Annotated in this window: 18 protein-coding genes; 11 read left to right on the forward strand and 7 right to left on the reverse strand. The window is 69.8% G+C overall.

Annotated features, from left to right (window positions below):
* Positions 1–29: 29 nt before the first annotated feature.
* Positions 30–986 (reverse strand): SGNH/GDSL hydrolase family protein, encoded by a 957-nt coding sequence (locus DS837_RS01525; RefSeq protein ID WP_149163137.1) that lies wholly within the window; start codon positions 984–986, stop codon positions 30–32.
* Between the two features lie 13 nt (positions 987–999).
* Positions 1,000–2,439: an MBOAT family O-acyltransferase gene (locus tag DS837_RS01530; protein WP_149163138.1), complete on the reverse strand. Its 1,440-nt coding sequence runs from the start codon at positions 2,437–2,439 to the stop codon at positions 1,000–1,002.
* A 348-nt stretch (positions 2,440–2,787) separates the two neighbouring features.
* On the opposite strand from DS837_RS01530, the gene prfB reads away from it, so the two are divergent.
* A protein-coding gene (gene prfB / locus DS837_RS01535; protein WP_145674376.1) for a peptide chain release factor 2 occupies positions 2,788–3,910 on the forward strand; the annotation gives its coding sequence in 2 pieces (ribosomal slippage) (positions 2,788–2,856 and positions 2,858–3,910; 1,122 coding nt in all).
* Between the two features lie 198 nt (positions 3,911–4,108).
* Positions 4,109–4,417: a peptidoglycan-binding domain-containing protein gene (locus tag DS837_RS01540; protein WP_038526709.1), complete on the forward strand. Its 309-nt coding sequence runs from the start codon at positions 4,109–4,111 to the stop codon at positions 4,415–4,417.
* 9 nt (positions 4,418–4,426) lie between these two features.
* On the opposite strand, the gene DS837_RS01545 is transcribed toward DS837_RS01540, so the two are convergent.
* From DS837_RS01545 to DS837_RS01560, 4 genes are read right to left on the reverse strand one after another with little or no spacing between them, the layout of a single operon-like run.
* Positions 4,427–5,449 carry an ABC transporter substrate-binding protein gene (locus DS837_RS01545; protein ID WP_149163139.1) on the reverse strand — a complete coding sequence of 341 codons (1,023 nt, stop codon included), beginning with the start codon at positions 5,447–5,449 and terminating at the stop codon, positions 4,427–4,429.
* Between the two features lie 32 nt (positions 5,450–5,481).
* Positions 5,482–6,300, reverse strand: a complete 819-nt coding sequence (locus DS837_RS01550; protein WP_149163140.1) for an ABC transporter permease — start codon at positions 6,298–6,300, stop codon at positions 5,482–5,484.
* Positions 6,293–7,066 carry an ABC transporter ATP-binding protein gene (locus tag DS837_RS01555; protein WP_059398876.1) on the reverse strand — a complete coding sequence of 258 codons (774 nt, stop codon included), beginning with the start codon at positions 7,064–7,066 and terminating at the stop codon, positions 6,293–6,295. Before DS837_RS01555 ends, DS837_RS01550 begins: the two co-directional genes overlap by 8 nt.
* Complete coding sequence (locus tag DS837_RS01560; protein WP_149163141.1) at positions 7,063–12,474, reverse strand: AMP-binding protein; 5,412 nt, start codon at positions 12,472–12,474, stop codon at positions 7,063–7,065. The genes DS837_RS01555 and DS837_RS01560 overlap by 4 nt, the downstream gene beginning before the upstream one ends.
* A gap of 174 nt (positions 12,475–12,648) precedes the next feature.
* Here DS837_RS01560 and DS837_RS01565 point away from each other — a divergent pair, with 174 nt between their 5' ends.
* Together DS837_RS01565 and DS837_RS01570 are read left to right on the forward strand one after the other, a co-directional pair.
* Positions 12,649–13,068, forward strand: coding sequence for a cupin domain-containing protein (locus tag DS837_RS01565; protein WP_149163142.1), 420 nt, complete (start codon positions 12,649–12,651; stop codon positions 13,066–13,068).
* Positions 13,069–13,401: 333 nt separating this feature from the next.
* On the forward strand, positions 13,402–14,016 hold the full coding sequence (locus DS837_RS01570; RefSeq protein WP_149163143.1) for a hypothetical protein: 615 nt from the start codon (positions 13,402–13,404) through the stop codon (positions 14,014–14,016).
* Positions 14,017–14,110: 94 nt separating this feature from the next.
* On the opposite strand, the gene DS837_RS01575 is transcribed toward DS837_RS01570, so the two are convergent.
* Positions 14,111–14,371: a DUF3126 family protein gene (locus DS837_RS01575; protein WP_149163144.1), complete on the reverse strand. Its 261-nt coding sequence runs from the start codon at positions 14,369–14,371 to the stop codon at positions 14,111–14,113.
* A 260-nt stretch (positions 14,372–14,631) separates the two neighbouring features.
* On the opposite strand from DS837_RS01575, the gene DS837_RS01580 reads away from it, so the two are divergent.
* From DS837_RS01580 to DS837_RS01610, 7 genes are all read left to right on the forward strand, one after another.
* Positions 14,632–17,379 carry an SUMF1/EgtB/PvdO family nonheme iron enzyme gene (locus DS837_RS01580; protein ID WP_149163145.1) on the forward strand — a complete coding sequence of 916 codons (2,748 nt, stop codon included), beginning with the start codon at positions 14,632–14,634 and terminating at the stop codon, positions 17,377–17,379.
* 244 nt (positions 17,380–17,623) lie between these two features.
* On the forward strand, positions 17,624–19,933 hold the full coding sequence (locus DS837_RS01585) for an SH3 domain-containing protein (protein WP_170295704.1): 2,310 nt from the start codon (positions 17,624–17,626) through the stop codon (positions 19,931–19,933).
* Positions 19,934–20,025: 92 nt separating this feature from the next.
* Positions 20,026–20,703: a TetR/AcrR family transcriptional regulator gene (locus tag DS837_RS01590; RefSeq protein WP_149163147.1), complete on the forward strand. Its 678-nt coding sequence runs from the start codon at positions 20,026–20,028 to the stop codon at positions 20,701–20,703.
* 171 nt (positions 20,704–20,874) lie between these two features.
* Entirely contained in the window at positions 20,875–21,747 is an 873-nt protein-coding gene (locus tag DS837_RS01595; protein WP_211102038.1) for an ABC transporter permease, read from the forward strand.
* A 67-nt stretch (positions 21,748–21,814) separates the two neighbouring features.
* Positions 21,815–22,813: an ABC transporter substrate-binding protein gene (locus DS837_RS01600; RefSeq protein ID WP_149163148.1), complete on the forward strand. Its 999-nt coding sequence runs from the start codon at positions 21,815–21,817 to the stop codon at positions 22,811–22,813.
* Positions 22,814–22,839: 26 nt separating this feature from the next.
* Positions 22,840–23,664: an ABC transporter ATP-binding protein gene (locus tag DS837_RS01605; protein WP_014241100.1), complete on the forward strand. Its 825-nt coding sequence runs from the start codon at positions 22,840–22,842 to the stop codon at positions 23,662–23,664.
* 194 nt (positions 23,665–23,858) lie between these two features.
* Positions 23,859–25,154, forward strand: coding sequence for an enolase C-terminal domain-like protein (locus tag DS837_RS01610; RefSeq protein WP_149163149.1), 1,296 nt, complete (start codon positions 23,859–23,861; stop codon positions 25,152–25,154).
* Positions 25,155–25,161: the final 7 nt, after the last annotated feature.

Raw genomic sequence — 25,161 nt, forward strand, 5'->3', positions numbered from 1 at the left:
GAGGCGGGGCTTTTCTTTTTGGCATAGGCTCAGGGCCGCGCGGCGGTGTGTGTGTCCGTGCGGAGCTGGGCGATGGCGTCGGCCGGGGCGGTGTCGGTGGGGCAGTCGGCCAGCGGGCGCAGCCGGTCCTCCATCCGCGCCAGCATCACGCGGACCCCCTCCTGGTTGATGTGCAGGGCGTCCACGAAATGGGCCTCGTCCTCGACCTCGCGGCGGGTGTCGATGACCGGCACGTCGGGCGGCAGGCGGGCTTTCAGATCCTCGAAGAAGGCGTCGAAGTTGCTCACCTTCTCGATGTAGCCGGGGAAGAAGGGCGTGATGACCACGGCGACCCGCGTGCCCTTCTCCCGCGCCGTGCCGATGATGCGGTCCAGCGCGTCCCAGTTCGGCTGGAAGCCCTCCATCCGCTCCGTCGGCGCCTTGTCGAGCTGGGCCTTGAGGAAGGGCGACATGGTGCCGGTCAGCGTCCGGTCGCCGGTCGGGTGCAGCCCGTCGAAGGCCAGCCGGATCGTCTGGTTGTTGTTGAAGATCAGCGTGTTGAACAGCTTGTTGGAGGCCCACATGGTGGCGTCGACCTGCCGGATGAAGCCGTCCACCCGCTCCGAATAGTAGGCCAGCAGCGGCAGGTCGGCGAGCGCCCTGGGGTCGTCGACCACGCTCGTCGGCTCGACCAGCAGCAGGCGGGGGGCGCCGTGCCGGTCCAGGTAATCCTCCCACAGCAGGTCGCCGACCGTGGTGGGGGCGCCGCCCATGCCCAGGTTCAGCACCCGACCGCAGGTCAGCGCCTGCACCTCCTCCACCGGGAAGTGGTTGTCGGCGCGGGAGTTGCCCAGGATCACCACGTCGGCGGGCGGCCCGTTGCGGTAGACGGTCATGAAACGGTCCGACGACTGGAGGAGCGTGTCGCCCATCCAGGACGCCACCGCGCGGTCCATGGCGACCACCATGCCCAGGATCAATCCGACGACGGCCAAAAGGCGGATCATGGTTCGGGCTCCCTCAGAACTGGAAATAGATGAAGGATCGGTTGGCGAAATTGCCGAAGAGCAGGAGCATCAGGATCAGCGTGGCGCAGCCGGCGGAGCGGACCACGACGTTGACCCCGGCGTAGCGGCGCCCGGCGCCGAACTCGATCATCGCGTCGATCATCAGCACGACGAGGCCGAACAGGGCGACGCGGACCAGATAGCTCATCTGCTGCATGCCGCGCGGCAGGCTGAAATCGCCCTCGGCGATGATGCCCAGGATGGTCCGCACCGTGTGCAGGTCGTCGGCGCGGAAGGGCAGCCAGGTCAGCGTGATGAGAAGGAAGACCAGCCCGACCGTCAGCAGCTTCCCCGCCATCAGCGGCGCGCCGCTCAGCCGCAGCGGGCTGCGCCTGGCCAGCCAGCGCACGCCGTCCTCCGCCGCCATCAGGGTGGCGTGCAGGGCGCCCCACAGGACGAAGGTCCAGGCGGCGCCGTGCCACAGGCCGGACACCAGCATCACGATGGTCAGATTGCGGATGCGCAGCCAGTGGGTGCGTCCGCCGCCCATCGGGATGTAGACATAGTCGCGGAACCATGTGGACAGCGAGATGTGCCAGCGCCGCCAGAAGTCCTTCATGCCCATGGCGAAGTAGGGGCGGGCGAAGTTCTGGCAGAGCGTGTAGCCGAAGATCTGCGCCAGACCGATCGCGATCAGCGAGTAGCCGGCGAAGTCGCCGTAGATCTGGAGCGAGAAGCAGATCAGCCCGATGACGTGGTTCAGCGCGTTGAAGAACTCCGGCTGGGCGAAGCGCGCGTCGACCACCGCGGCGGCGTTGTCGGCCAGACCCAGCTTGAGGAAATAGCCCCAGATGATCTTCTCCAGCCCGGCGAAGCGGAAGGCGAAGCTGACGTCGTGGCGGGGGCCGTTCTGGATCTGGGGCAGCAGGTCGCGCGCCCGGACGATCGGCCCGGCGACGAGCTGCGGGAAGAAGGCGACGAAGGTCGCGTAGCGCAGCAGCGACCGCTCAGGCTTCTCCAGATGGCCGAGATAGAGGTCCAGCGTGTAGCTGAGATTCTGGAAGGTGTAGAAGGAAATGCCGACCGGCAGGATGATGGACAGCGTGCGGTGCCCGACGTCGAGGCCGAGCGAGGCCAGCGCCACCTGCGCGCTGTCGATGAAGAAGTTGAAGTATTTGAAAAAGAACAGGATCGCCAGATTGGTGACGAGGCTGAGTTGCATGAAGACGCGGGCGGTGGCCCGGTTCGGCGCGTCGGCGATGCGCAGGCCGCAATAGAAGTCGAGCAGCGTCGTGCCGGCGAGCAGCAGGCAGAAGCGGTAATCCCAGAAGCCGTAGAAGACATAGCTGGACACCAGCAGCAGCGGCGTGAACAGCCGCGTCCTGGCGAGCATCATGAAGCCCGCCGTGAAGGCCGTGATGAACAGCAGGAACCCCAGGCTGGTGAAGTTCATCGGGGGGCCGCTCTTGTTGTTGGGAAAAGGGGCTTGTTGCTGGAAAACGGGGGCGCCGACAGGCCGCGCCCGCCGGGTGACGGGCACGAACGTTGGTGACGCTATCACGGGGAACTGCCACCTATTCGCGCCGCGAAAGTGGTTTTGCGGTGCGAAAACGGTTTCATCCGAGTGGGTTGGTGGGCCGCCCCGGTGACGGGGCGACGCTCCGGCGGGTTACCGTTCCGGATCGGTCCAGCGTCGCGGAAGCCGGTCACCCTGTGGAATAAGAGGGTGCAACGCCGTTCCCAACCCGCTACATAAGGGCCAAGACACTGGTTCAACTCTGGCTGACGAGGAGGCACTGCGATGCGGGCCGAGATCGAAGCGGCCGCCGGCGAGATTAGAGAATCGCTGGCGCTGCTGAGGAGGCATCTTTGACTGGGATAACGCGCTGCGTCGTCTCGACGAACTGAACGCCCACGCCGAAGATCCCAAGCTGTGGGACGACCCGTCCCGCGCGCAGACCATCATGCGCGAGCGCACCCAGCTCGAAACCTCGGTGAACGGCTACCGTGCCCTTGAGCGCGACCTGTCCGACAGCCTGGAGCTGATCGAGATGGGCGAGGCCGAAGGCGACGCGACCGTGGTCGCCGATGCCGAGGCCCAGCTCTACGCGCTGCGCGACCGCGCCGCGAAACTCCAGATCGAAAGCCTGCTCTCGGGCGAGGCGGACGCCAACGACTGCTTCATCGAGGTGAACGCCGGCGCCGGCGGCACGGAGGCCCAGGACTGGGCGCTGATGCTGATGCGCATGTACCTGCGCTGGGCGGAGCAGCACGGCTACAAGACGCAGTGGCTCGAGGAGAGCCCCGGCGAAGAGGCCGGCATCAAGTCCGCCACCGCGCAGATCAGCGGCCACAACGCCTATGGCTGGCTGAAGACCGAGGCCGGCGTGCACCGTCTGGTGCGCATCAGCCCGTTCGACAGCCAGGCGCGCCGCCAGACCAGCTTTGCCGCCGTCTCGGTGTCTCCGGTGATCGACGACAAGATCAACATCGAGATCAACGAGAAGGACTGCCGCATCGACACCTTCCGGGCGTCGGGCGCCGGCGGCCAGCACGTCAACAAGACGGACTCGGCGATCCGCATCACCCACCTGCCCACCGGCATCGTGGTGGCCTGCCAGCAGGAGCGCTCGCAGCACAAGAACCGCGCCAAGGCGTGGGACATGCTGCGTGCCCGCATGTACGAGCGGGAGCTGAAGATCCGCGAGGACGCCGCCGCCGCGCTCGAGGCGACCAAGAGCGACATCGGCTGGGGCCACCAGATCCGCTCCTACGTCCTGCACCCCTATCAGATGGTGAAGGACCTGCGGACCGAGGTGGAGACCTCGCAGAGTCAGGCGGTGCTGGACGGCGACCTGGACATGTTCCTGGAAGCGGCGCTTGCCGCCCGCCTGAAGGGGCAGAGCGACGACGCGGCTGCTTGAGGTTGCGGTTGCCCCCTCCCTAACCCTCCCCCGCTTTGCGGTGGAGGGGACTGCTTCCCCCTCTCCCGCGCAGCGGGGGAGGGCCGGGGAGGGGGCAAAGGCGCCCCCTATTTTTATCCCTTGGCCCTATTTTTACCCCTTGGGAAGAAACGCGGCCTCTGCGTTGTTGATCTCCGCAACAAGAAACGGAGAGAGACCATGAACCGCAGCCTGTTCGCCGCCTTCCTTGCCGCCACGGCCTTCGCGGCGCCGGCCTACGCCGCCTGTCCGACCGACAGCATGACGCCGGACATGTACTTCGCCTATGTCGAAGGCATCCAGAAGACCCTGACCGAGCAGGGCTTCCGTCCCGGCGTGATCGACGGGAAGATCGGCCCCAACACCCGTTCCGCCATCCGCGCCTACCAGAAAGCCGCGAAGCTCCCGGTGGACGGCTGTCCGACGCAGGAGCTTCTCGACCACATCAACTTTTCCCAGCCGAAGGTCTACGGGCCGGGCAAGCGGTAAAACCTACGCTCACTTCACCAAGGTCAGGTCCATGACGGACTTGGCGTCCAGCGCCTTGTCCACCTGGCCTTCGGACTGCCAGAACTTCACTTGGTTGACGATGTCGTCGACCAGCAGCTTGCCCTTCGGCTCGACATAGGGCAGGCCGGCGGCGACCACCTCGGGCTTCTGCTTCGTCGCCTCGGCGATGATCGTCAGAAGCTCGTCGTAGCCGGGACCCTTCACCACGGCGCCCGACGCGTCCTTGGCGTTGAAGGCGGCGTGGTACTCGGCCAGCGCGGTCAGATAGGCGCTGACGAACTTCTCGGCCAGCGGGCGGCGCTGGGCGACGGTCTTCGGGCTGGTGAAGAGGGCGCCGAGCTGCCACGGCGTCTCGTCGCCGACCCAGCCCAGGATGGTGCCCGAGCCTTCGGATGCCAGCTGGCGGGCCACCGTCACCGGGGCGATCACCGCGTCCACCTGACCGCCCTTGAAGGCGGCGACCATCTTCGGCACGTCCTGCATCGCCACCATGGTCACGTCCTTGACCGAGAAGCCGTGCTTCTGGCCGAGCAGGCCGACCATGTAATGGAAGGTCGAGCCCACCGTGGTGATGGCGATGCGCTTACCCTTGAGATCGGCCGGCTTGGTCAGCCCGGCGTCATGCGCCGCCTTGGTCGCCACATAGGCGCTGAGCTGGAAGCCCGGCTCGTCGCGGCTCTGCGCGGCGATCATGGTGACGGCGCCCTTGGATGCCAGGTTGTAGAAGCCCGCCGTCAGGCCGGTCACGCCGAAATCCACGTCGCCCGAGGCCACCGCCACCGGCACCTGCTGGGCCGAGGTGAACATCTTCAGATCGACGTCCAGCCCTTCCTTCTCGAAATAGCCCTTGGACTTGGCGATGAAGATCGGGCCGGAGGAGGCCAGCGCCAGCACGCCGATGGAAGTCTTCTCCAGCCCCTGCGCCTCGGCGGCGGGCGTCCCGGCCAGCGCCAGGGCCGCGGCACCCATTGCACCCAGAACCAAACGGCGGCTCCAACGCACGACGGTCATTCTCAGTCTCCCTTTCTCGATGTTCATTCTTCTTACCGCCATTTCAGCAGGCGGCGTTCCAGGATGGACAGCACGGTCCCGATGGTCAGGCCGAGCAGCGACAGGACCAGCACGCCAGCCAGAAGCTGGTCGGTCAGCATCAGGTTGCCGGCGGTCAGGACGAAGGCGCCGATGCCGTATTCCGCCCCGATCATCTCCGCCGCGACCACCAGGATCAGCGCGATGGAGGCGGTGATGCGGAAGCCGGCGAGGATGCCGGGCAGGGCGCCGGGAAGCACGATCTTGCGCAGGATCGACGCCCAGGGCAGGCCGAAGCTCTGCGCCATGCGGATCAGGTTGCGCGGCACCGAATCGATGGCGCTGTAGGTGGCGATTACGGTCGGGAAGAAGACGCCGAAGCCGATGGTGGCGAACTTCGACGGCTCGCCGATGCCGAACCACAGGATGAACAGCGGCAGCAGCGCGATCTTCGGGATCGGGAAGAAGGCCGAGACCAGCGGCACGCCGACCGCCCGCGCGACCGACCCGATGCCCATGGCGAAGCCCACGGCCATGCCGGCCACCGTGCCCATGACCCAGCCCACCCCGATGCGCATCAGCGACGCCTTCAGGTGCTGCCACAGCGACCCGTCCTGCGCCATGGCGGCCAGCGCCGAGGCGACGGCGCTCGGCGGCGGCAGGAACAGTTCGCTGACGAGGCCGAAGCGGTTGGTGGACTCCCACACCGCGATCAGGACCACGAAGGCGAGCAGCGCCGCCCAGCGGTGCCCCTTGACCGTGAAGCCGCCGCCGCGGAAGCGGACGGGTTGGGGCGGGGAGCGGTCCTGAAGCGGGAGACTTGTATCAGGCATCGGCGATCTCCCGGTCGGCCAGTTGGGCCTCGGCCCGGATCAGGTGCCACAGCCGGTCGCGCACCTCCGCCAGATGGGCCTGGGCGGAGGGCTCCAGCCGCTGGTCGCGCGGCTCCTCGATGGTCACGATCTCGCGCAGGCGGCCCGGACGGCGGCTGAGCACGACGACCCGGTCGGCCAGCCGCAGCGCCTCGTCGAGATTGTGGGTGACGTAGAGGGCGGTCGTCCGCTCGCGCTGCCAGAGCGACAGGAAGTCCTCCATCAGCAGCTCACGCGTCTGGGCGTCGAGCGCCGACAGCGGCTCGTCCAGCAGCAGCATGGCCGGGCGCACGGCCAGCGCGCGGGCGATGCCGACGCGCTGGCGCATCCCGCCCGACAACTGCTTGGGCAGCGCCTTGCGGAAGTCCCACAGACCCATGCGGCGCAGGCCGGACTCGATGCGCTCCCGCCGCTCTGCCGCCGACAGCGGGTGGTGTTCGAGGACGAGGGAGAGGTTGTCCTCCACGCTGCGCCAGGGCAGCAGGGCGAAGTCCTGGAAGATGAAGGTGATCGGGTTCAGGCAGCCGTCCGGCACCGCGCCCGCCACCGCGATGGTGCCGGAACTGGGCGCCACGATGCCGCCGGCGATGCCGAGCAGGGTGGACTTGCCGCAGCCCGACGGGCCGATGACGGCCAGAACCTCCCCCTCCTGCACCGTCAGGTCGATGCCGTCCAGCACGACGAGGTCGTCGTAGCGGTGGCACAGGTCCTTGATGATAAGCCTCATTGTCCCTTTCCTGTTGCCGACCCCGCCCAGGCGATCAGCAATTCGTCCCGCGAGGTCAGGCCCGCTTCCGGCAGCGCGTGGTTCACGACGGCCTTGGCGGCGCCGCCGGTCGCTTCCGGCAGGCGGTTCTCCCACATGGCCTGATGGAGCGCGGGCAACTCGTCCCACGCACCCAGGTATGTCGTTGGCACACGGACCGCCCCCGACGCAATGACGCGGTTCAGCCCTGCGATTTCCGCAGCGTTCGAAAGATGCGTACCGACGATGGCCGCGGATGGCATCAGGATGCGGCGCTGGCGCATCCACACCTGGGGCGCGTAGAAGCTGTAGCGGCGACCACTCATATCGCCACAAAAGACGACGCGCCCCGTGTGCGGCTTCACGAGCATGGTGGAGACGGCCAGCGTGTCGCGCCGCGCCCGCTCCACCACCACGTCCGGCATGCCGCGCGGGTTGTCGGCGGCGCGCAGGATGCGGCCCACCGCTTGGCCAAGCGGCTTGAAGGTGTCCTCGGTGAACAGGCGCACGGCCTCCTTGAAGGCGGCGGTCTCGCGCTGCGGGTCGGGCAGGTCCGGCATGGTGTCGGGCCAGTCGAAATGCGGCACGCGGCGCTTGATCTCGGCCAGCGACACGGCGCCAGCCAGCGCCTCCCCATAGCCCAGCGACAGCACGAAGTCGCGTTCGGAATCCCGGTCGGTGACGACGCAGACGCGAGCGCCGGACTCGCGCGCCGCCTCGATGGCCGACAGCGCCATGTCGTCGCGCAGCCCCACCGCCCCGGCGCCGTAGAAGACCAGCACGGCCTCGCCGGGGCGCAGGCGGGCGCGGCGCAGCATCTCCGCCGGCTCGGCGGAACCGGGCTTGCCGAGGAAGGTCATGTGGTAGCCGCTGGAGGCGCCGAAGAAGGTCAGCGCGCCGCCGTCCGCCAGCGATTGGAAGGTGCGCGGGAAGGTCGTTTCGCCGGCGTGGCTGACGGCGTAGTCGACGAGCTGACCGCCGTTGGCGGCGCGCAGCGCGTCGAGGTAGGGGCGCCCGGCCTCCTCCCACGCCGCCCATTGCTCCGGGTCGGCGGGGATGCGGGTGAAGGCGGCCTCGGCGACGGAGCGGTCCACGGCCCCCGCCCCGCGGGCGCGGATGGCGGCGGCGCGGCGCTCCGACGACACCATGCCGGTCACCTTCATGCGCCGGGCCAGAGCCAGTTCCACCGTCCAGGCGCCGGTGCCACCCGCCGCACCCTCGACCAGAAGGCGCTTGCCGGGCTGCACGTCGAGGGCGGTGAACAGCGCGCGGTAGCCGGTGCCGGCGGCGAGCATGTAGCTGCCCGCCTCCTCCAGCGCGAGTCCGGGCGGCAGGGGGAAGAGTTGCGGCCCGTCGGCCAGCATGAACTGCTGGTGGCTGCCGTCCGGCGACTGGTAGCCCTGGATGTGGAAGTCGGTGAACATCGGGTCGGCTCCGGCCTCCGGGTCCAGCAGGTCGGAGACGCCGGAATAGACGGCGACCAGATCGCCGACCGCCAGCCGACCCTGGGCTTGCAACGCCTCGCCCAGGCGCACCACCATGCCGACGCCGCCGGAGCCGGTGACGTGCACGTCCTCGTCATGCTCGTCGAACAGTGAGATGGGGATGCCGGTCAGCGCCCAGACGTCGTTGTAGTTGACCTCGGACGCCAGGACGTAGACGAGCGCCTGGTTGGGGCCGGGCTCTGGGACGGGGATGACGACCTCGGTTTCGGCCTGCGCCGGGTCGCCATGGGCGGCGGCTCCCGTCTCCAGGTCGCGGACGACAGCCTGGGCGAGCTGCCAGCGGGGCAGGGGGGTGGCGCCGGGGACGAAGGGACTGCCGATGGGCAGCACGCCGTCGCGGCTGTCGCGCCGCGGGCGGGCGGGCAGGGGCGGCGACTTCTTCTCCAGGAACAGGGCGATGCCCTTCTTGGCGCCGTGCTCGGAATCCAGCAGGAAGCGGGCGAAGGCGGCGATCTCGGCTTTGGCGCCGGCGTCGAAGCCGTCGCGCAGGCCGGTGTCGACGAGCTGGACGATGGTGTCGGCGACCGGGCCGCGGCCGACGCTGTGGGCTTGGCGGAGGAGGCGCATCACCTCCGGCCCCCTCCCACCCGCTTCGCGGGCACCCTCCCCCGCCTTTGGCGGTGGAGGGGAACAGGCCCCCTCTCCCGCGAAGCGGGGGAGGGCTGGGGAGGGGGCATGAGAAGTGGAGGGGGCAAGTGCAGCCTCTCTTGCCATTGCCTTCGCCAGCGTCAGCGCATCATCCGCGCCCCGCGCCACCACGTCGACCAGCCCATACTCCAGCGCCGTCCTGGCGTCGATCTGGCGCCCGGACAGCAGGATCTCCAGCGCCCGCCCGTACCCCCGCTCCGGGTCCTTGCGCAGCAGCAGGCGCGGCAAGCGCTGCGTGCCGCCATAGCCCGGCGGCAGGAACAGGTTGATCTCCGGCTGACCCAGCCGGGCCCGCGGGTCGGCCACCCGGACGTGGCAGGCCATCGCCAGCTCGCAGCCGCCGCCGAGCGCCACGCCGCGGATCGCCGCGAACACCGGCTTGTCCAGCGCCGCGATGGCGCGGAAGACGGCGTGGGCCTTGGCTGGCAAGGCGCGGGCCTCGTCCTCGTCCCGCACCTCGTCGAGAAGCTGGCGGATGTCGGCGCCGGCCACGAAGTTGCGGCCCGTGCCGGTAACCACCACGGCGCGCACGTCCGTCCGCCGTGCGAGATGGGCGACCAGCGTGTCCAACTCGTCGAGCAGGCGGTCGGACAGGGCGTTGACCGGCGGGTTGTCGATCGTCACCGTCGCCATGCGCACGCCGTCGGCCAGCCGGTCGTACTGGACGGACAGGAAGCGCTGCCGCTCGATGAGGGTCTGTTCCTCCGCCCGCTGCTGGCCGCGCTTCCAGGCGGCGATGCGCGCCTCCAGGTCGGTCAGGCATTCCGGGTTGCGCAGGGTGGAGGTGTCGCCCAGCGGCTCCCCGTTCATCATCGCCGTCAGGAAGCGGCGCATGTATTTGCCGGAGCGCGTCTCGGGAAAGGCCGGGACGGCGAGGATGTCGGAGGGGACGGCGACCGCGCCCTTCTCCTGCCGCACCAGATCCTTGAGGCGGCGCTCGTCGTCCGCCGTCAGGTCGCGACCCTTGGCGGGCAGGACGAAGGCGACGGGGGTCAGGCCCTTCTCGCGGTGGGGGGCGCCGACCACGATGACGTTGCCGACCGGGCTGTCGGGGTTGATCTGCTTGTCGCGCAGGATCGCGCCCTCGATCTCCTCCGTGCCCATGCGATGGCCGGACACGTTGATCACGTCGTCGGACCGGCCGTGCAGGCTGAAGCTGCCGTCCTCGTAGCGCCGCGCGAAGTCGCCTTGCAGGTAGGCCCAGACTGGCTGGCCGTCGGCGTCGTGGAAGCGCCCGAAATAGGTCGCCACGAAGCGGTCGAAGTCGCCCCTCCAGCCGGGCTTGCCAACGTTGTCCGCGTCGCCCCAGATGGTGCGGGTCAGGTAGGGGTAGGGGGCGGTGACGACGATCTCGCCCTTCTCCTCCGCCTCGGCGGGGCGGAAGGCGACGCGGCCCGCGGCGTCCGGCTCGCTCTCGGGCACCCAGACGTCGCCGAGAACCCAGGGCAGCGGGTAGGTGTGGGCGTCGGCGCGCAGCGGCTGGTCGGGGTTGCCGTAGGGGTGGGTCCAGACGATGCCGCCATGCTCCGTCGCCCAATAACTGTTGATGTATTGCGGCGTCATCACCGCCATGCCGAAGGCCTGGACGGCGGGGCTGGTCGGCTCGGCGCAGAAGGTCGCGACACGCAAGGACGAGCGGTCGTAGCGCTCCACGTCGGCGCGGTTCTCCGGGTGGGTCATGACCGTCTTCAGGAAGGTCACGCCCGCCTTGAAGATGGTGACCTTGTGCCGCTCGATGATCGAGGCGAAGCGCCCGGCGTTGGGGAAGACGGGCGCTCCCTCCGTCACGATGCCGGGAATGCGGGCGGCGAGGCTGGCGGTGATGAGGTAGCTCTGGCCGGTGATCCAGCCGGGATCGGCGACGACGTAGATCGCGTCGCGGCCCGGCAGGGCGTCGAAGCTGACCTTCATGGTGTGGGCGAGGCCGGCGACGTAGCCGCCATGGACATGCACCACGCCCTTCGGCTTCCCGGTGGAGCCGGAGGTGTAAATGATGAACAGCGGATACTCGGCGTCCACTGGCAGGCAGGGAACGGACTTCGCCACGGCGGCGTAGAGTGCCCGGTCGTTCAGCGCTCGCAACGCCTCCATGCCGGGCAGCCCGGCAGCGGCGCACAGCTCCGCCTCGGCCTTCGCCAGCAGCTCGTGCGCCCAGACGTCGCGGCCCTCGGTCCAGGGAATGTCGGGAAGCCCGGCGTGGCGGACGACGATCACCGCCTCGACCCGTGGCGGGGCGGCGGTCAGCGCCTCGGCGACGCTGGCGCGCAGGTCGGCCACGGTGGCGGCGTCGAGCGTCCCGGCGCGGTCCAGCGCCCGGCCCAGCTCCCGCATCACGTCGGCGGGGGCGACGGTGATCTCCCCCTCCAGCCCGCGGCGCACCGGCTCCATCAGGGCCACGTCGCCTAGGTTTGCGTCGCCCAGCTTGGCGCGCAGCACCTCCTCGGTGATGCGCAGCGCCGTGGGCAGGGCGACGAAACGGTCGAGCGCCGGGTCGCTGTAGGCCTCCTTGAAGGGAGCCATCTCGGCGTTGCGGCTGGCGCCGTCGGCGGTGATGACGACGCGGGCGCCGGCGTTCTCGATGCGGTCGGACAGCGTCTTGTCGGAAAAGCCGCCGAACACCGCGGTGTAGATGACGCCAATGCGTTTAGCCCCCTCCGTCCAGACGATCTGGTCGAGGATGTTGGGCATGTTGAGCGCGATGCGGTCGCCCTGGCGGAGGCCGAGTCCGCGCAACGCCAGGGCGGCGAGGGCCGAGCGGATCAGCAGCTCGCGCCGGGTCAGCGTGACGTGATGGACCGGGCCCCCGCGCCCGCCGTTGGCGGCGGCGTCCCAGCGGTCGCCCTCGTACCAGTAGGCGGTCTCGGCCCCATGGCCGGACAGGACGTGGCGGTCCACCTCGTTGAAGGCGGCGTTGGTCAGCCCGCCCGCGAACCAGCGGTAGAAGGGCGCCTCCGATCCCTCGAACGCTTGCGTCCAGGGCGTCCAACCCGCCCGCTCCGCCGCCTCGCCCGTCGCGGCGTTCCAGCCGCGCCACACGCCGTCGGCGTCGCGCATCAGCCAGTTGGCGCCGTCGAACCAGTGGATCGTCTCCGCGGCGATGGCGCCGTGGAAAGCGCCGGGATCGGCCGCGCAGGCGGCGCGCTGGCTCTGCCAGTCCGCGGCGGAGCGGATGGGGTTGACGGCGACGTCCTGCGGCAGCGGCGGCTGTCCGGCGGACTCCGCGACGGCGTGATCCATGCTTTCCTCCCGATCGGGCATTTCTTCTTTGGCGGCCACGTCTTTTGCGCGGCGGGCATCACTATAGCGCGGCGCCCTGCATGGGCCGCAATGGCGCCGTGCGCGGCGGGGGTATGCCGTATACGCGGCTTTCGGTCATACTCGCTGCAATCAAAGACGAGGGGAGGAAACGACATGTCCGAAAACGACGCGCCCGCGAATGATGCGGTGACCTTCGCGGTCAGCCATCCCGATCCGGCGGACTTCAAGCGCGACGGGCTGCGGCCCTTCTTCGAATACCGCGACCTGGGCATCCGCGCCGCCACGGCGGGGAAGGCGAACGCCCACGTCATCCGCGCCCGCCCCGGCGAGCCGTCGCACGGCGGCTGGCACCGGCACGCGCTGGATTTTCAGATGGTCTATGTGCTGAAGGGCTGGGTGAAGTTCGCTTACGAAGGCGTGGGAGAGGTGCTGCTGCAGGCCGGCTCCTGCGTGCATCAGCCGCCGGGCATCCGGCATGTCGAGATCGCCCATTCCGACGATTTGGAGATGCTGGAGATCACGCTTCCCGCCGACTTCCCGACCGAGGCTGCCGAGCCACCGGCTGGCGACTGACTTTCGCCGAAAAAGTGCCGGTCGCACCCGTCGCGACAAACGACGGTGCGGCCGGCCAGATGCTTTGGAGGAATCGCCGCCACGGCCACAGGGAACGACGCGGCCACGGGACGCTTCGTTGCAAAGGAAAGCAATGCCCATGCCAGCGCTTGGGTGGGCTCCCGGCGGGCGGTTTTCCTCGCTTCTGGGGAGGGTCTCCGAACCGCACCTGTCTGGAGGACTGGACAGGTGACCGGATCGCCGGACAGGCGGGTGGGCGCCACCGTTCTGGCATGTTGGGCGTGTCGAGGGTATTAGGGCGGTGTGCGGCGGCGTTATGAGGATGCGGACGGGATGCCCGAGGTCGAGATCTCCCGCGAAGACAAGGGGCAGGCGACGGTGTTCGAGGCGTCGCCGTCCAGCGTGCCGCCCCAGCGCTACGCCCATCTCCTCTACGCCGCCCTGCTGCTGGCCGGTTTCGTCGTCGTGGCCGAACTGACGCTGGAACCGACGGCCTCGATGCTGCGCTGGTTGGGAGTGCTGTGCGCGGTGCCGCTTCTGCTGATGTGGGTGATCACGCTGCTGCGGGCGGCGCGGCGCAGCGCCGTGCGTCTGGTCGTGGCACCGGACGGATTGACCGCCCATGGACAGCTGGTTCCCCACAACACGATCCGCGGGGTGGCGCTCTATCCGCCGCAGGGCAAACGCCCGCTGTTCGTGGCCCGCATCCAGACGATGACCTCGCAGCAGCACCAAAAGGAACTGGCGCTGGCCGGTGGGGATGTGGATGCGGAGGAGGACGGGAAACCGGGGAAGGGGCGTCGGCGGCGCGCCGGCTACCGGCTGCTGCTGCTGCGCCGCAACAATATGCCGGCGCTTGTGCTGGTGCGCGGCCTCACCCTGTCGGGCGGCGAGACGCTGATGGCCGGGCTGGCCGCGGAACTGCGCCGCCACAGCCGGCCGGCCTGACATTTGTCCTAAGTTCTATCGACGCGCGGGCAAGCGCCCCTCCCGCCGCGGGGCGGGAGAGGACCGCGCTGGAAAGACGCCGGAAGGGCGTGGCTCAGCGACGGACCGTCGGGGCTGCCGGCAGGTCTTCTTCCAGGATGACGACGTGCAGGGCGTAGGAGACCTCACCCTCGTCCACATCGCGGTGCAGGGTGCCGACGAACTCGTCGCCCAGCATGACTTCTGCGGACTGGCCGGCCTTCTCGGGCGGCTGGATGATGATCTTGTCGTTGCCGAGAGTCTTGCGCAGATAGCTCTGCACGCGGGCGATTTCGGTTTCGGTCATCTTGGCGACCGTCGGCTTGGCGGGCGGCATGGCATGATCCCTGTGTTGTCGAAGGGGTCATATAGAAACCTTTCGGGCAAAGGGAAAGCACAACATCGCCCTGGATCGCGCATTCGCCGGTCCCGCCCTCCGGGCTCTCCGTCTTTCTTGCGGGGGACCATGCCCCCGCCTGTGGTGAGCCGTTAGCCGGATTTGTCCTCTTGTTCCGGGTTGCGCGGCCAAATACTGGACGGATTGGAATGTGGGAGCGTCCTCGCTCCGCCGTCCGGTGACCATGGCATGGGGTGACCATGGCTGCGCGTCTTCGCTGTTTCGTCTCGTGCCGCTTCGTCCTGGCGGTGACCGCTGGCCTGCTGCTGGCCGTGGCGGCGTGGGCCGTGCCCGGTCTGGCCGCCACCGCGCCGGAGCAGCGCATCGCCCTGGTCATCGGCGTCGGCGCCTACCGCCACGCCACCGAACTGCCCAACCCGCGCAACGACGCCCGCGCCATGTCGGCGGCCCTGCGCAAGCTTGGCTTCGCGGTGGAGGAGCGCTACGACCTCGACAACCGCGGCATGGCGGAGGCGTTGCGCGGCTTCGGCATCCAGGCGGCGCAGGCCGACGTGGCGCTGCTCTACTTCGCCGGGCACGGCATGCAGGTGGGCGGCACCAACTTCCTGATCCCCGCCGACGCCCGGCTGGAGCGCGAGCGCGATCTGGTCTACGAGGCGCTGCCGTTGAACCTGCCGATGGGCGAGCTGGCCCAGGCGCGCAAGCTGGGCATCCTGATCCTGGACGCCTGCCGCAACAACCCCTTCGCCGACCGGCTGGTGCGGTCCGGCACCAAGCGGACGGAGGTGCATTCCGGCTTTGCCCGGGTCGACGACACGCCGACCGACACGCTGGTCGCCATGGCCACCCGCGCCGACGCGGTGGCCGAGGACGGGCAGGGCGAACACAGCCCCTACACCGCCTCACTCCTGAAGAACTTCGACGTGCCGGGGCTGGAACTGAGCCTGTTCTTCCGCCGCGTGCGCGACGACGTGATGCAGATCACCCAGGGCCGGCAGGAGCCGTTCCTCTATGGCTCGCTGGGGGCCGCCCCCTTCTACTTCAACCCGCTGCCGGAGAACCGCCCGCCGCAGCTCGCCGCCTTCACGACGCTGGAGGTGTTCGACCGCGGCGGGACGGAGGGGCTTGGCATCGCGCGGCCCAGCGATCCCGACAGCGACCAACTCTTCGCCCAGGTGACCGGCCTGCCGCGCGGCGGCGGGGTGCGCATCGGCGACCGGGTGGTGCTGATCGGCGACTATCTGACGCTCGACCAGCTCACCGCCGCGACCTTCCGGGCCGATGCCACCCATCTGGGCGACGCCGGCAGCTTCGATTTCGCGGTGATGGACGGGCGCGGCGGGGTGGCGCGGGGCGCCGTCCCGATCCTCATCAAGCCGAGCAACCGTTCGCCGGTCGCCGTCGCCGAGCGCAGCGTGCGCGCCGTGGTCAACAGCCTGCGGCTGGAGGTGCCGACCGACCCGGATGGCGACCCGCTGACCTTCACCGTCAGCACCGTGCCGGAGCGGGGCAAGGTCCGCGACGGCACCACCCCGCTGAAGCCCGGCGACAAGCTGGCGCCGGAGCGGCTGACCGCCCTGACCTTCGACCCGGAACGGGCGCCGGCCGGCCGCGCCGGGGTGTTCAGCGTGCTGGTCGAGGACGGGCGCGGCGGGCGCACGACGATGAGCGCGCTGCTGGAGGTCGAGGAGGCCGGTGCCGCCCCGCCGCAGGCCGATCTGGAGGAGTCGCTGTGGCGCCGCGTGCGCGACAGCCGCGACGCCGACGCGCTGGACGCCTTCCTGCGGCTGTTCGGCACCGGCCCCTTCGCCGCCCCGGCGCGGGACCGGCTGAACCGGCTGCGCGCCGAATCGGCCAAGGTCGCGGCGCTCTCCTCGGCGGGTGGGGCGGGGAGCAGCGGGCCGTCTGGCAATGGTGCGGGCAATGGAGCATCCAGCGGCAAGGCGTCTCCGCCGCCGGAGCTTCAGCTCGACACCGCCGGGGAGGGGATGTACGTGGCCGTTGCCGACGCTGAACTGCGCGCCGGGCCGGACGCGCGGTCGGAGCGGGTCGGCACCCTTGCCAAGGAGGGTGCGGTTCGGGTGCTGGGCCGGGTGGCCGACGCCGACTGGTACCGGGTCGCCCTGGATGACGGCACTCAGGGCGGCGTGCAGGGCTTCGTCCGCGGCCCCGCGCTGCGTCCCGCCGGGCCGGAGGACCGCCAGAGGCTGGCGCTCGCCGCACCGGTCCAGCCGGGGGGCTCTCAGGGGCGGGCGCAGGGCAACGGCGGCAGCTTCCAGGATTGCCCGGAATGCCCGCCGATGATGCGCATTCCCGCCGGCAGCTTCGTCATGGGCAGCGAGCGCGGCGACGCCAGCCAGCGCCCGCCCCGCCGTGTCACCTTCGCCCGGCCCTTCGCCATCGGGGTCTATGAGGTGACGGTCGCCAACTGGCGGGCCTGCGTGGAGGGCGGCGGCTGCACCGCCATGCCGCGGATGCGCAACCCCTCCGACGACACGCCGGTCCACAACATCCATGTCGAGGACGCGCTGGCCTACACCGAGTGGCTCAGCCGCAAGACCGGGCAGCGCTACCGCCTGCCGAGCGAGGCCGAATGGGAATACGCGGCGCGCGGCGGCAGTGCGGCGCGCTTCTCCTGGGGCGACAGTCTGACGCCGGGGGCACGGCTGGCCAACTGCCGCGACTGCGGCGGGGGCGCCGACCGCTCCCTGCCGGCGCCGGTCGGCAGCTTCCAACCCAACGCCTTCGGCCTCTACGACACCAGCGGCGGCGTGGCGGAGTGGGTCGCCGACTGCTGGAACCCCGGCTACAAGGGCGCCCCGACGGACGGCGGCGCCTGGACGGAGGGCGATTGCCGCAAGCGGGTGCTGCGCGGCGGCTCATGGCGGGACGGGCAGGACGCCATCGCCGTCACCGCCCGCATCGGCTACGACGCCGACGTGCGCTATTTCGCCGACGGGTTGCGGGTGGCCCGCGACCTCAACTGACTCCGCTTCGCGTTCGTTGGTGGGACGCACCGTCTGCGGAAGGGACCGCGGCGCCCCCGAAATTGCAGAAATGGGCGTCGGGCCGGTGCGCTAGACTTGACCGTTCAAAGGCTTGGCGATCCGTGAACCGGACGGCCCGATCACGGGAGGCCGGCGGTGCCTTCGACCAAAATCATTACAGCCGCCGCTGCCTAAGACTCCCTAAAGGGGTGGTCAAAGAGAAAATCAGGTGGAGGGTATCGACGTGTTGCGCTGGCCCCGGAGCGCCGTTTGGACTGTTGCGCTGGTTCTGGTGACGGCGAACGTTGCCTTTGCCCCCCTGGCGTTCGCCGACGACAAGCGCGTCGCGCTGGTGATCGGCAATGCGCAGTACCAGGAGGGCGGCCCGGCCGCCGGGGTGGGCGCCAACGCCGCGGTCGTCGCCGACGCGCTGCGCCGCGCCGGCTTCACCGTCACCGCCGCCGAGAACCTCGACCACCGCGGCATGGTCGCGGCGCTGAGCCGGTTCCAGGACGCGCTGGGACAGGCCGACCTGGGCTTCCTTTATTATTCCGGGGTGGCGCTGAGCCTGTCGGCGAAGGGCTTCCTGGTGCCGGTGGACGCCAAGCCCGGTTCGGAATACGACGTGATCTTCGACACCATCGAGCTGGACTACGCGCTGAAGGAGATCCAGCGCAGCGGGCGCAAGGCCGTCGCCGTGTTCGACCCGGTGCCCGCCCACCCGCTGGCCGACCGGTTGGCGTCCGCGATGGGCGAGGAGGGGCGGTCCGTCAAGCCGGCGCTGGCGGCCCCGGCGGCGCTCGACAACCTGTTCGTCGTCTACTCGCACCGGCCCGGCACGCCGCCCGCGACGGCGGCCGGCAAGGGAGCGGACGCCTTCTCCACCGCCCTGGCGCAGGAGATGGTCAAGCCGGGCGTGCCGCTGCGCGACGCGCTGGCCGAGGTCGCCCGCACCGTCGTCGGACGCACCCGCGGGACGCAGCACCCCTGGCTGCAGGACCGGCTGGGCACCGACCTCGTGCTCGTGCCTGGCCCGCGCGCGCCGTCCGCCCCCGTCGTCGCCCGGACGGAAGAGGCGCCGTCCGCCGTGGCGGCGACGGCCCCCGAAGCGAAGCCGATCGAACCCAAGCCGATCGAACCCAAGCCGCTGCCGCAGAAGGCGGAGGAGAAGCCGGCGGCCCCGGCGGTCGCCGAGGTCGAGGTGGACCCGCTGAACGAGAAGCGGGTGGTGACGCGCGACACCAACCTGCGGGCCGGTCCCGACACCAAGGCGGCGGTCGTCGGCACGCTGCGCCACGACAGCGAGGTCACGGTCACCGGGCGGACCCGGCGGAACGGCGGCTGGCTGCGCGTCGAGCAGGACGGCAAGACCGGCTTCGCCTTCGCCAGCAACCTCGCCAAGCCGGAGGAGGTGCCGGTGGCCGCCGCCCAGCAACCTCCCCAGCCCCAGCAACCGCCGCAACCCCAGCCGTCGGCGGCCCTGGCGCCCGGCGTCTACACGGTGGCGCGCGACGCCAACCTGTTCGCCCGCCCGGTGCTGGGCGCCCGCAGCCTGCGCGATCTGGAGCAGGGGCAGCGGGTGACTCTGCTCCAGGCGGCGCCCGATTCCGGCTGGGTGCTGGTGCGGGATTCATCGGGGCAGGAGGGCTACGTCACCACGGGGACGCTGGCCGGCCGGTCGGGCGAGGCAGTGTCCATGGGTGGTGCGGCGCCCAGCGCCTACCCGCCGCCCACGGTGGTTCGCAACGACGTGGATCCGGTGGCCGGCGCGCTGTCCGGAACGACCGGCCCGACGCGGCTGGCCGCCCTTCCCGAAGGTGGCGGGGAAAGCGCCGCGGGGCGCTCCACCTCCGGCGCGGACCCGGTTCTCGCCGGGCTGGCCGAACCCTACCGCGACGCCGTGCAGGCGGGCCGCAACGCGGCCGCCCGCGCCGCCCGTTCCGCCACCGCTGGGCGCGGGGCGGAGGCGAAGGCGCGCGAGGCCCAGGCGGCCGCCCGCCGCGCCGCCGGTCAGGCCCGCGGCGGGGAATCGGGCTATGGGGTGCACCGCTTCCCCAACGGCGACGTCTATGAGGGGGCGTGGAACCGCGGGCTGGGCAACTTCTCCCTCCAGGGCACGATCAGCCGCAACGGGGTCGGTGTCTACCGCTTCGCCAACGGGCAGGTCTATGAGGGGGAGTGGAAGAACGACCAGATGTCCGGCTACGGGGTTCTCGGCTTCCCGTCCGGGGACCGGTTCGAGGGGACCTTCGTGAACGCCGTGCCGAACGGGCCGGGCGTCTACCGCTTCGCCAACGGCGATTCCTACGCGGGCGAGGTCCGCCAGGGCCGCGTGGATGGCCATGGCGAACTGGCCTTCACCAACGGAGAGCGGTTCAACGGCGTGGTGGTGGACCGGCTTCCGGCGGGGCCGGGCGAGTTGTCGATGCGCGGCGGCACCCGCCATGTCGGGCAGTTCCGCGGCGGCATCCAGGACGGTCCGGGAGCGGCCATCGACTCCACCGGCGCGATGCAGCCCGGCATCTGGCGCGGCGCGACGTTGCTGAGTCGATAACGCCGCTTCGTCTTTCCGTTTCGGCTGATATGCTCCACATTGGAACACGTTGCGGCTCGCCCTCCGGCCGCGTCATGCGAGGACCGGCCTGGATGGACACGCTGATCGACCCGAAGAAGAGCCTTTCCGCAGCCAAGCCGGCCAAACCCGCGAAGGTCACCCGCGACCCGGAGGGCACGCGCGCGCGCATCCTCGCCGCCGCGACGGAGGAGTTCGCGCGTTACGGACTGGGCGGCGCCCGCGTGGAGCGGATCGCCGAGGTCGCCGGCACCAACAAGCGCATGCTCTACTACCATGTCGGCAACAAGGAGAGCCTGTATCTGGCGGTGCTGGAGGGCGCCTACGCGCACATCCGCGCCACCGAACGCACGCTGAGCCTGGAGACGCTGGACCCGCCCGCCGCCATCGCCCGGCTGATCCACTTCACTTGGCAATATTTCCTCGACCATCCCGAGTTCATGGCGCTGCTGAACATCGAGAACCTGCACCGGGCGGAACTGCTGAAGACCTCCGACAAGGTCCACGCCATGCATTCGCCCTTCGTGCAGATGATCGCCGACGTGCTGGCGCGCGGCGTCGCCACCGGGATCTTCCGGACGGGGGTGGACCCGGTGCAGCTCTACATCTCCATCGCCGGACAGTCCTACTTCTACCTGTCCAACGTCCACACCCTGTCGGTCATCTTCGGCCGCGACCTGCTGGCCGAGGAGGCCAAGGCGGAGCGGCTGGACCATATGGTGGAACTGATCCTGTCGTCGCTGCGGGCGTGAGTTCGCCGGTGGTTTCATGCCGGTGATTTCATCATGAATAATCCGCATACCTGACCATCCGTCCTACCTCTTTGGCAGGGTTGACCGCTTTGCCGCACCGGGCTTACTTTTAACCAGCCGGTTAAAAGAGCGCCTCACGTCGGCGCCGCAACGACCGGGGGAGGAGGAGCGATGGCTGTCGATGCGGCGGCTCACGGGAATGCGTCCCGTGGCGGTCCCGCTTCGGGAACGGCGGCGCGACGGGGCGGGGCGGGTGCCACGCTGCTGCGTCTGCTCAATTCCGGCTGGTTCCGGCCGGTGCTGTTCCTGGTGGTCCTGACCGTCCTGTGGGACCTGTCGGTGCGGATCTTCGCGATCCCGCCCTATCTGATACCGAAACCCGGCGACGTGGCCTTGGCGCTCGCCGCGGACTGGGACCAGCTCCTGGCGGCGTCGGTGCCGACCACGCTGGCGACTTTGGGCGGCTTCGCCCTGTCGGTGCTGTTCGGCATTCCCATCGCCATGCTGATCGCCGGGTCGAAGACGGTGGAATCCTACGTCTACCCGCTGCTGGTCTTCTCGCAGTCGATCCCGAAGGTCGCCATCGCGCCGCTGTTCGTGGTGTGGTTCGGCTTCGGGCTGCTGCCCAAGGTGATCTCCGCCTTCCTGCTGGCTTTCTTCCCCATCGTCGTGTCGGCGGTGCAGGGCTTCAAGTCGGTGGACGGCGACATGATGGATCTCGCCAAGTCAATGAAGGCGACGCGCTTTCAGACCTTCCGCATGGTCAGCCTGCCGCACGCCATGCCGGCCATCTTCGCCGGCCTGAAGGTGTCGATCACGCTGGCCGTGGTGGGCGCCGTGGTGGGCGAGTTCGTGGGGGCGAATTCCGGCATCGGCTTCGTCCTGCAGCGCTCCATCGGCAATTTCGAACTTCCCCTGATGTTCGCGGCCCTGGTGGTGCTGGCGCTGATCGGGGTGGTGCTTTTCTGGGTCATCGACGTGATCGAACGGTTCGCCATCCCCTGGCACGCGAGCCAACGCCACAACTACATCCCGACGTCGTAACGCCGACAACAAAACCGACAGCGACGCCGGATACCTTTCGGCCGGACATCCTTTGGGAGGAGACGAGATGAAACGGACGCTCTTCGCGGCGCTCTGCGCCCTCACGGCCACGACGCTTCCGGCCCAGGCCGCGGACAAGGTCGTGCTGATGCTGAACTGGTACGTGTATGGCGAGCACGCCCCCTTCTACTACGGCAAGGACAAGGGCCTGTACGAGGCCGAGGGCATCGACCTGGAGATCCAGGAGGGCCGCGGGTCGGCGGTGACGACCCAGGCGGTGGCCGCGAAGACCGTCGATTTCGGCTACGTCGACGTGCCGACCATGATGAAGGCGGCGGTGAAGGGCGCCCCGGTCACCTCGCCGGGCGTGCTGCTCCAGACCAGCCCGATGTCGGCCATGGGCTTCACCGACAAGAACATCCGCAAGCCGGAGGACATCAAGGGCAAGACCGTCGCCATGACGCCGGGCGACAGCATGTCCCAGATCTGGCCGCTGTTCCTCAAGAAGACCGGCCTGAAGGAGAGTGATTTCCGCGTCGTGTCGGGCGACGCCCAGACCAAGCTGAACGCCGTCATCAACGGGCAGGCCGACCTGCTGCTGGGCTACGTCATGGACCAGAGCATGAAGATCAAGGACGCCACCGGCAAGTCGGTGACGCCGATCCGCTTCGCCGACTACGGCGTCAACATGGTCTCCTCCGGCATCATCGCCCACACCGAGACGCTGAAGGACAAGCCCGACCTCGTGAAGCGCTTTATGGCCGCGACGACCAAGGCGGTCGAAGGGGCGGAGAAGAACCCGAAGGAGGCCGTGGCCGCCATCCTCAAGGCCAACCCCAAGGGCGGCCAGGAAGCCACCCTGCTGGAGGGCTTCGAGCTGACCACGCCGCTCTACCGCACGGCGGAGACCAAGGGGCAGCGGCCCTTCCGCGTCACCGACGCCAACATGGCCGAGACCGTGGACCTGCTGGTCGAGTACGGCGGCCTGGACGCCGCGGCGAAGAAGAACCCGAAGGCCTTCTACACCCGCGACTTCCTCCCCGATCCCGCCGCGGCGGGCCAGTGAGGCCGGACGGACAGGAGAGCAGGGACATGGCTCAGCCCCAGTTGAAAGTCGTCGGATCGGCCGAAACGGCCCGCCTGTCGCAAAAGACCCTGATCCAGATCGACGGCGTGACCAAGACCTACCGCACCCGCGACGGGGAGGTGCCGTCCCTGCGCCCGATCACCTTCGACGTGCGGGACGGCGAATTCCTGGTGGTCGTCGGCCCGTCGGGCTGCGGCAAGTCCACGCTGCTGAAGCTGGTCGCCGGCCTGCTGCCGGTCAGCGAGGGCGCCATCACCATCGAAGGCACCACGGTCACCGAGCCGCACGACGACGTCGGCATCGTGTTCCAGAGCCCGGTGCTGCTCGCCTGGCGGACGGTGCTGCGCAACATCATGATGCCGGTGGAGGTCCGCGGCCTGCCGCGCGACAAGTACCTGGAGCGCGCCCGCGCCCTGATCCGCATGACCGGGCTGGAGGGGTTCGAGAACAAGTACCCCTGGCAGCTCTCCGGCGGCATGCAGCAGCGCGCCTCGCTGTGCCGGGCGCTGGTCCACGATCCGAAGATCCTGCTGATGGACGAGCCGTTCGGCGCGCTCGACGCCATGACGCGGGAGAAGATGAACGTCGAGCTGCAACGCATCCAGCACGAGACGGGCAAGACGGTTCTGCTGATCACCCACTCCATCCCCGAGGCGGTGTTCCTGGCCGACCGGGTGATGGTGATGTCGGAGCGTCCCGGCGCTATCGCCGCGACCTACGAGGTGCCGCTGCCCCGCCCGCGCTCGCTGGATGTCATGGGCCACCCGGTCTTCATCGAGCTGACCCAGCGCATCCGGGCGCATTTCAACGCCCAAGGGCATCTGGACTAAGGGGGAGTGAGGAGATGGACGAGTCTTGCCCCCTCCCTAACCCTCCCCCGCTTCGCAGGGGAGGGGAATCAACTCCCTCCCCTGCGTCAGCGGGGGAGGGAAGGGGCCCGCGGCAGAGCCGTGGGAAGGGTGGGGGCAATGCACCCCTCCTCACCATCCGCGCCATCGACCTCTATGAACGCCCCGTCCGCTTCGTGAAGCCCTTCCGCTTCGGCAGCGTGACGGTGGAGGCGGCTCCCCAGGCCTTTGTCCGTGCCCTGGTCCATGTGGACGGCGTCGGCGAGGCGTGGGGCGGCACCGCCGAGATGATGATGCCGAAGTGGTTCGACAAACGCCCGGACCGCAGCCCGGACGAGACGGTGGACGGCCTGCGCCGTTCCCTGCACCTCGCCCGCGACGCCTACCGGACGGAGGGCGGCGCCGACACCGCCTTCGGCCACCACGCGGCGGCCTACGGGACCCAGCGGGCGGCCTGCCGCGCCGCCGGGCTGCCCGACCTGACCGCCGCCTACGGGCCGGCGCTGATCGACAAGGCGGTGCTGGACGGGCTGCTGCGGGCCCTGGACACGGATGTCTTCTCCGGCATGCGGGCGAACCTGGCCGGGATCGACGCGCGGCTGACGCCGGATCTGGCGGGTTTCGACCTGGACGGCTTCCTCACCGGGCTGCGACCGCGGGCGACCGTGGCGCTCCGCCACACGGTCGGGCTGCTCGACCAGCCGGAGGCCCTGCGCGCCCTGCTGGCGCGGGAGCGGCTGACCCGTTTCAAGATCAAGCTGGGCGGCGATCCGTCCGCCGACCTCGCACGCTTGGCGGCGATCGCCGGCGTGCTGGACGCGGTGGCGGGCAACTACCGCGCCACGCTGGACGGCAATGAACAATACGCGGACGCCGCGGCCCTAGCCGCCTTCGTGGACGGGCTGGAGCGCGAGCCGGCGCTGGCCGGCTTCCGCGGGCGCCTGCTCTACATCGAGCAGCCGGTGGCGCGGGAGCGCGCGCTGGAGGCGCCGCTGGGCGCGGTGGCCGGGCGCATCCCCTTCATCATCGACGAGTCCGACGACGGCTACGACGCCTTCCCGCGCGCCCGCGCCGCCGGCTACCGCGGCGTGTCGTCCAAATCCTGCAAGGGTCTCTACAAGGCCGTCCTCAACCGGGCGCGCTGCGAGGCCTGGGGCGCGCCGCACTTCGTCGCCGCGGAGGACCTGACCTGTCAGGCCGGGCTGGCGGTGCAGCAGGACACGGCCCTGGTCGCGCTGCTCGGCATCGCCGACGCGGAGCGCAACGGCCACCAGTACGGAAACGGCTTCGACGGAGCGCCGGAGGCCGAGGCCTTCCTCGCCGCGCATCCCGGCTTCTACACCCGGCGGGACGGTGTCGTCCGCCTCGCCACGGCGGGCGGCAGCCTGCCGACCGAAACCCTGGCCGTCCCCGGCTTCGCCAGCGCGGCGCAGCCCCGGTGGGACCGCCTGTCCCCCCTGCAGAACGAATAATCCCCTA

It is taken from the genome of Azospirillum brasilense (assembly GCF_008365405.1).
Lineage (GTDB): Bacteria > Pseudomonadota > Alphaproteobacteria > Azospirillales > Azospirillaceae > Azospirillum > Azospirillum brasilense_D.

Bases quoted from the DNA above. Each gene is read 5' to 3' on its own strand.
- DS837_RS01605 (WP_014241100.1), top strand. From the start codon at position 22,840: ATGGCTCAGCCCCAGTTGAAAGTCGTCGGATCGGCCGAAACGGCCCGC.
- DS837_RS01525 (WP_149163137.1), bottom strand. From the start codon at position 986: ATGATCCGCCTTTTGGCCGTCGTCGGATTGATCCTGGGCATGGTGGTC.
- DS837_RS01575 (WP_149163144.1), bottom strand. From the start codon at position 14,371: ATGCCGCCCGCCAAGCCGACGGTCGCCAAGATGACCGAAACCGAAATC.
- DS837_RS01570 (WP_149163143.1), top strand. From the start codon at position 13,402: ATGCCCGAGGTCGAGATCTCCCGCGAAGACAAGGGGCAGGCGACGGTG.
- DS837_RS01595 (WP_211102038.1), top strand. From the start codon at position 20,875: ATGGCTGTCGATGCGGCGGCTCACGGGAATGCGTCCCGTGGCGGTCCC.
- DS837_RS01600 (WP_149163148.1), top strand. From the start codon at position 21,815: ATGAAACGGACGCTCTTCGCGGCGCTCTGCGCCCTCACGGCCACGACG.
- DS837_RS01550 (WP_149163140.1), bottom strand. From the start codon at position 6,300: ATGCCTGATACAAGTCTCCCGCTTCAGGACCGCTCCCCGCCCCAACCC.
- DS837_RS01580 (WP_149163145.1), top strand. From the start codon at position 14,632: ATGGCTGCGCGTCTTCGCTGTTTCGTCTCGTGCCGCTTCGTCCTGGCG.
- DS837_RS01545 (WP_149163139.1), bottom strand. From the start codon at position 5,449: ATGACCGTCGTGCGTTGGAGCCGCCGTTTGGTTCTGGGTGCAATGGGT.
- DS837_RS01565 (WP_149163142.1), top strand. From the start codon at position 12,649: ATGTCCGAAAACGACGCGCCCGCGAATGATGCGGTGACCTTCGCGGTC.
- DS837_RS01555 (WP_059398876.1), bottom strand. From the start codon at position 7,066: ATGAGGCTTATCATCAAGGACCTGTGCCACCGCTACGACGACCTCGTC.
- DS837_RS01530 (WP_149163138.1), bottom strand. From the start codon at position 2,439: ATGAACTTCACCAGCCTGGGGTTCCTGCTGTTCATCACGGCCTTCACG.
- DS837_RS01540 (WP_038526709.1), top strand. From the start codon at position 4,109: ATGAACCGCAGCCTGTTCGCCGCCTTCCTTGCCGCCACGGCCTTCGCG.
- DS837_RS01590 (WP_149163147.1), top strand. From the start codon at position 20,026: ATGGACACGCTGATCGACCCGAAGAAGAGCCTTTCCGCAGCCAAGCCG.
- DS837_RS01560 (WP_149163141.1), bottom strand. From the start codon at position 12,474: ATGGATCACGCCGTCGCGGAGTCCGCCGGACAGCCGCCGCTGCCGCAG.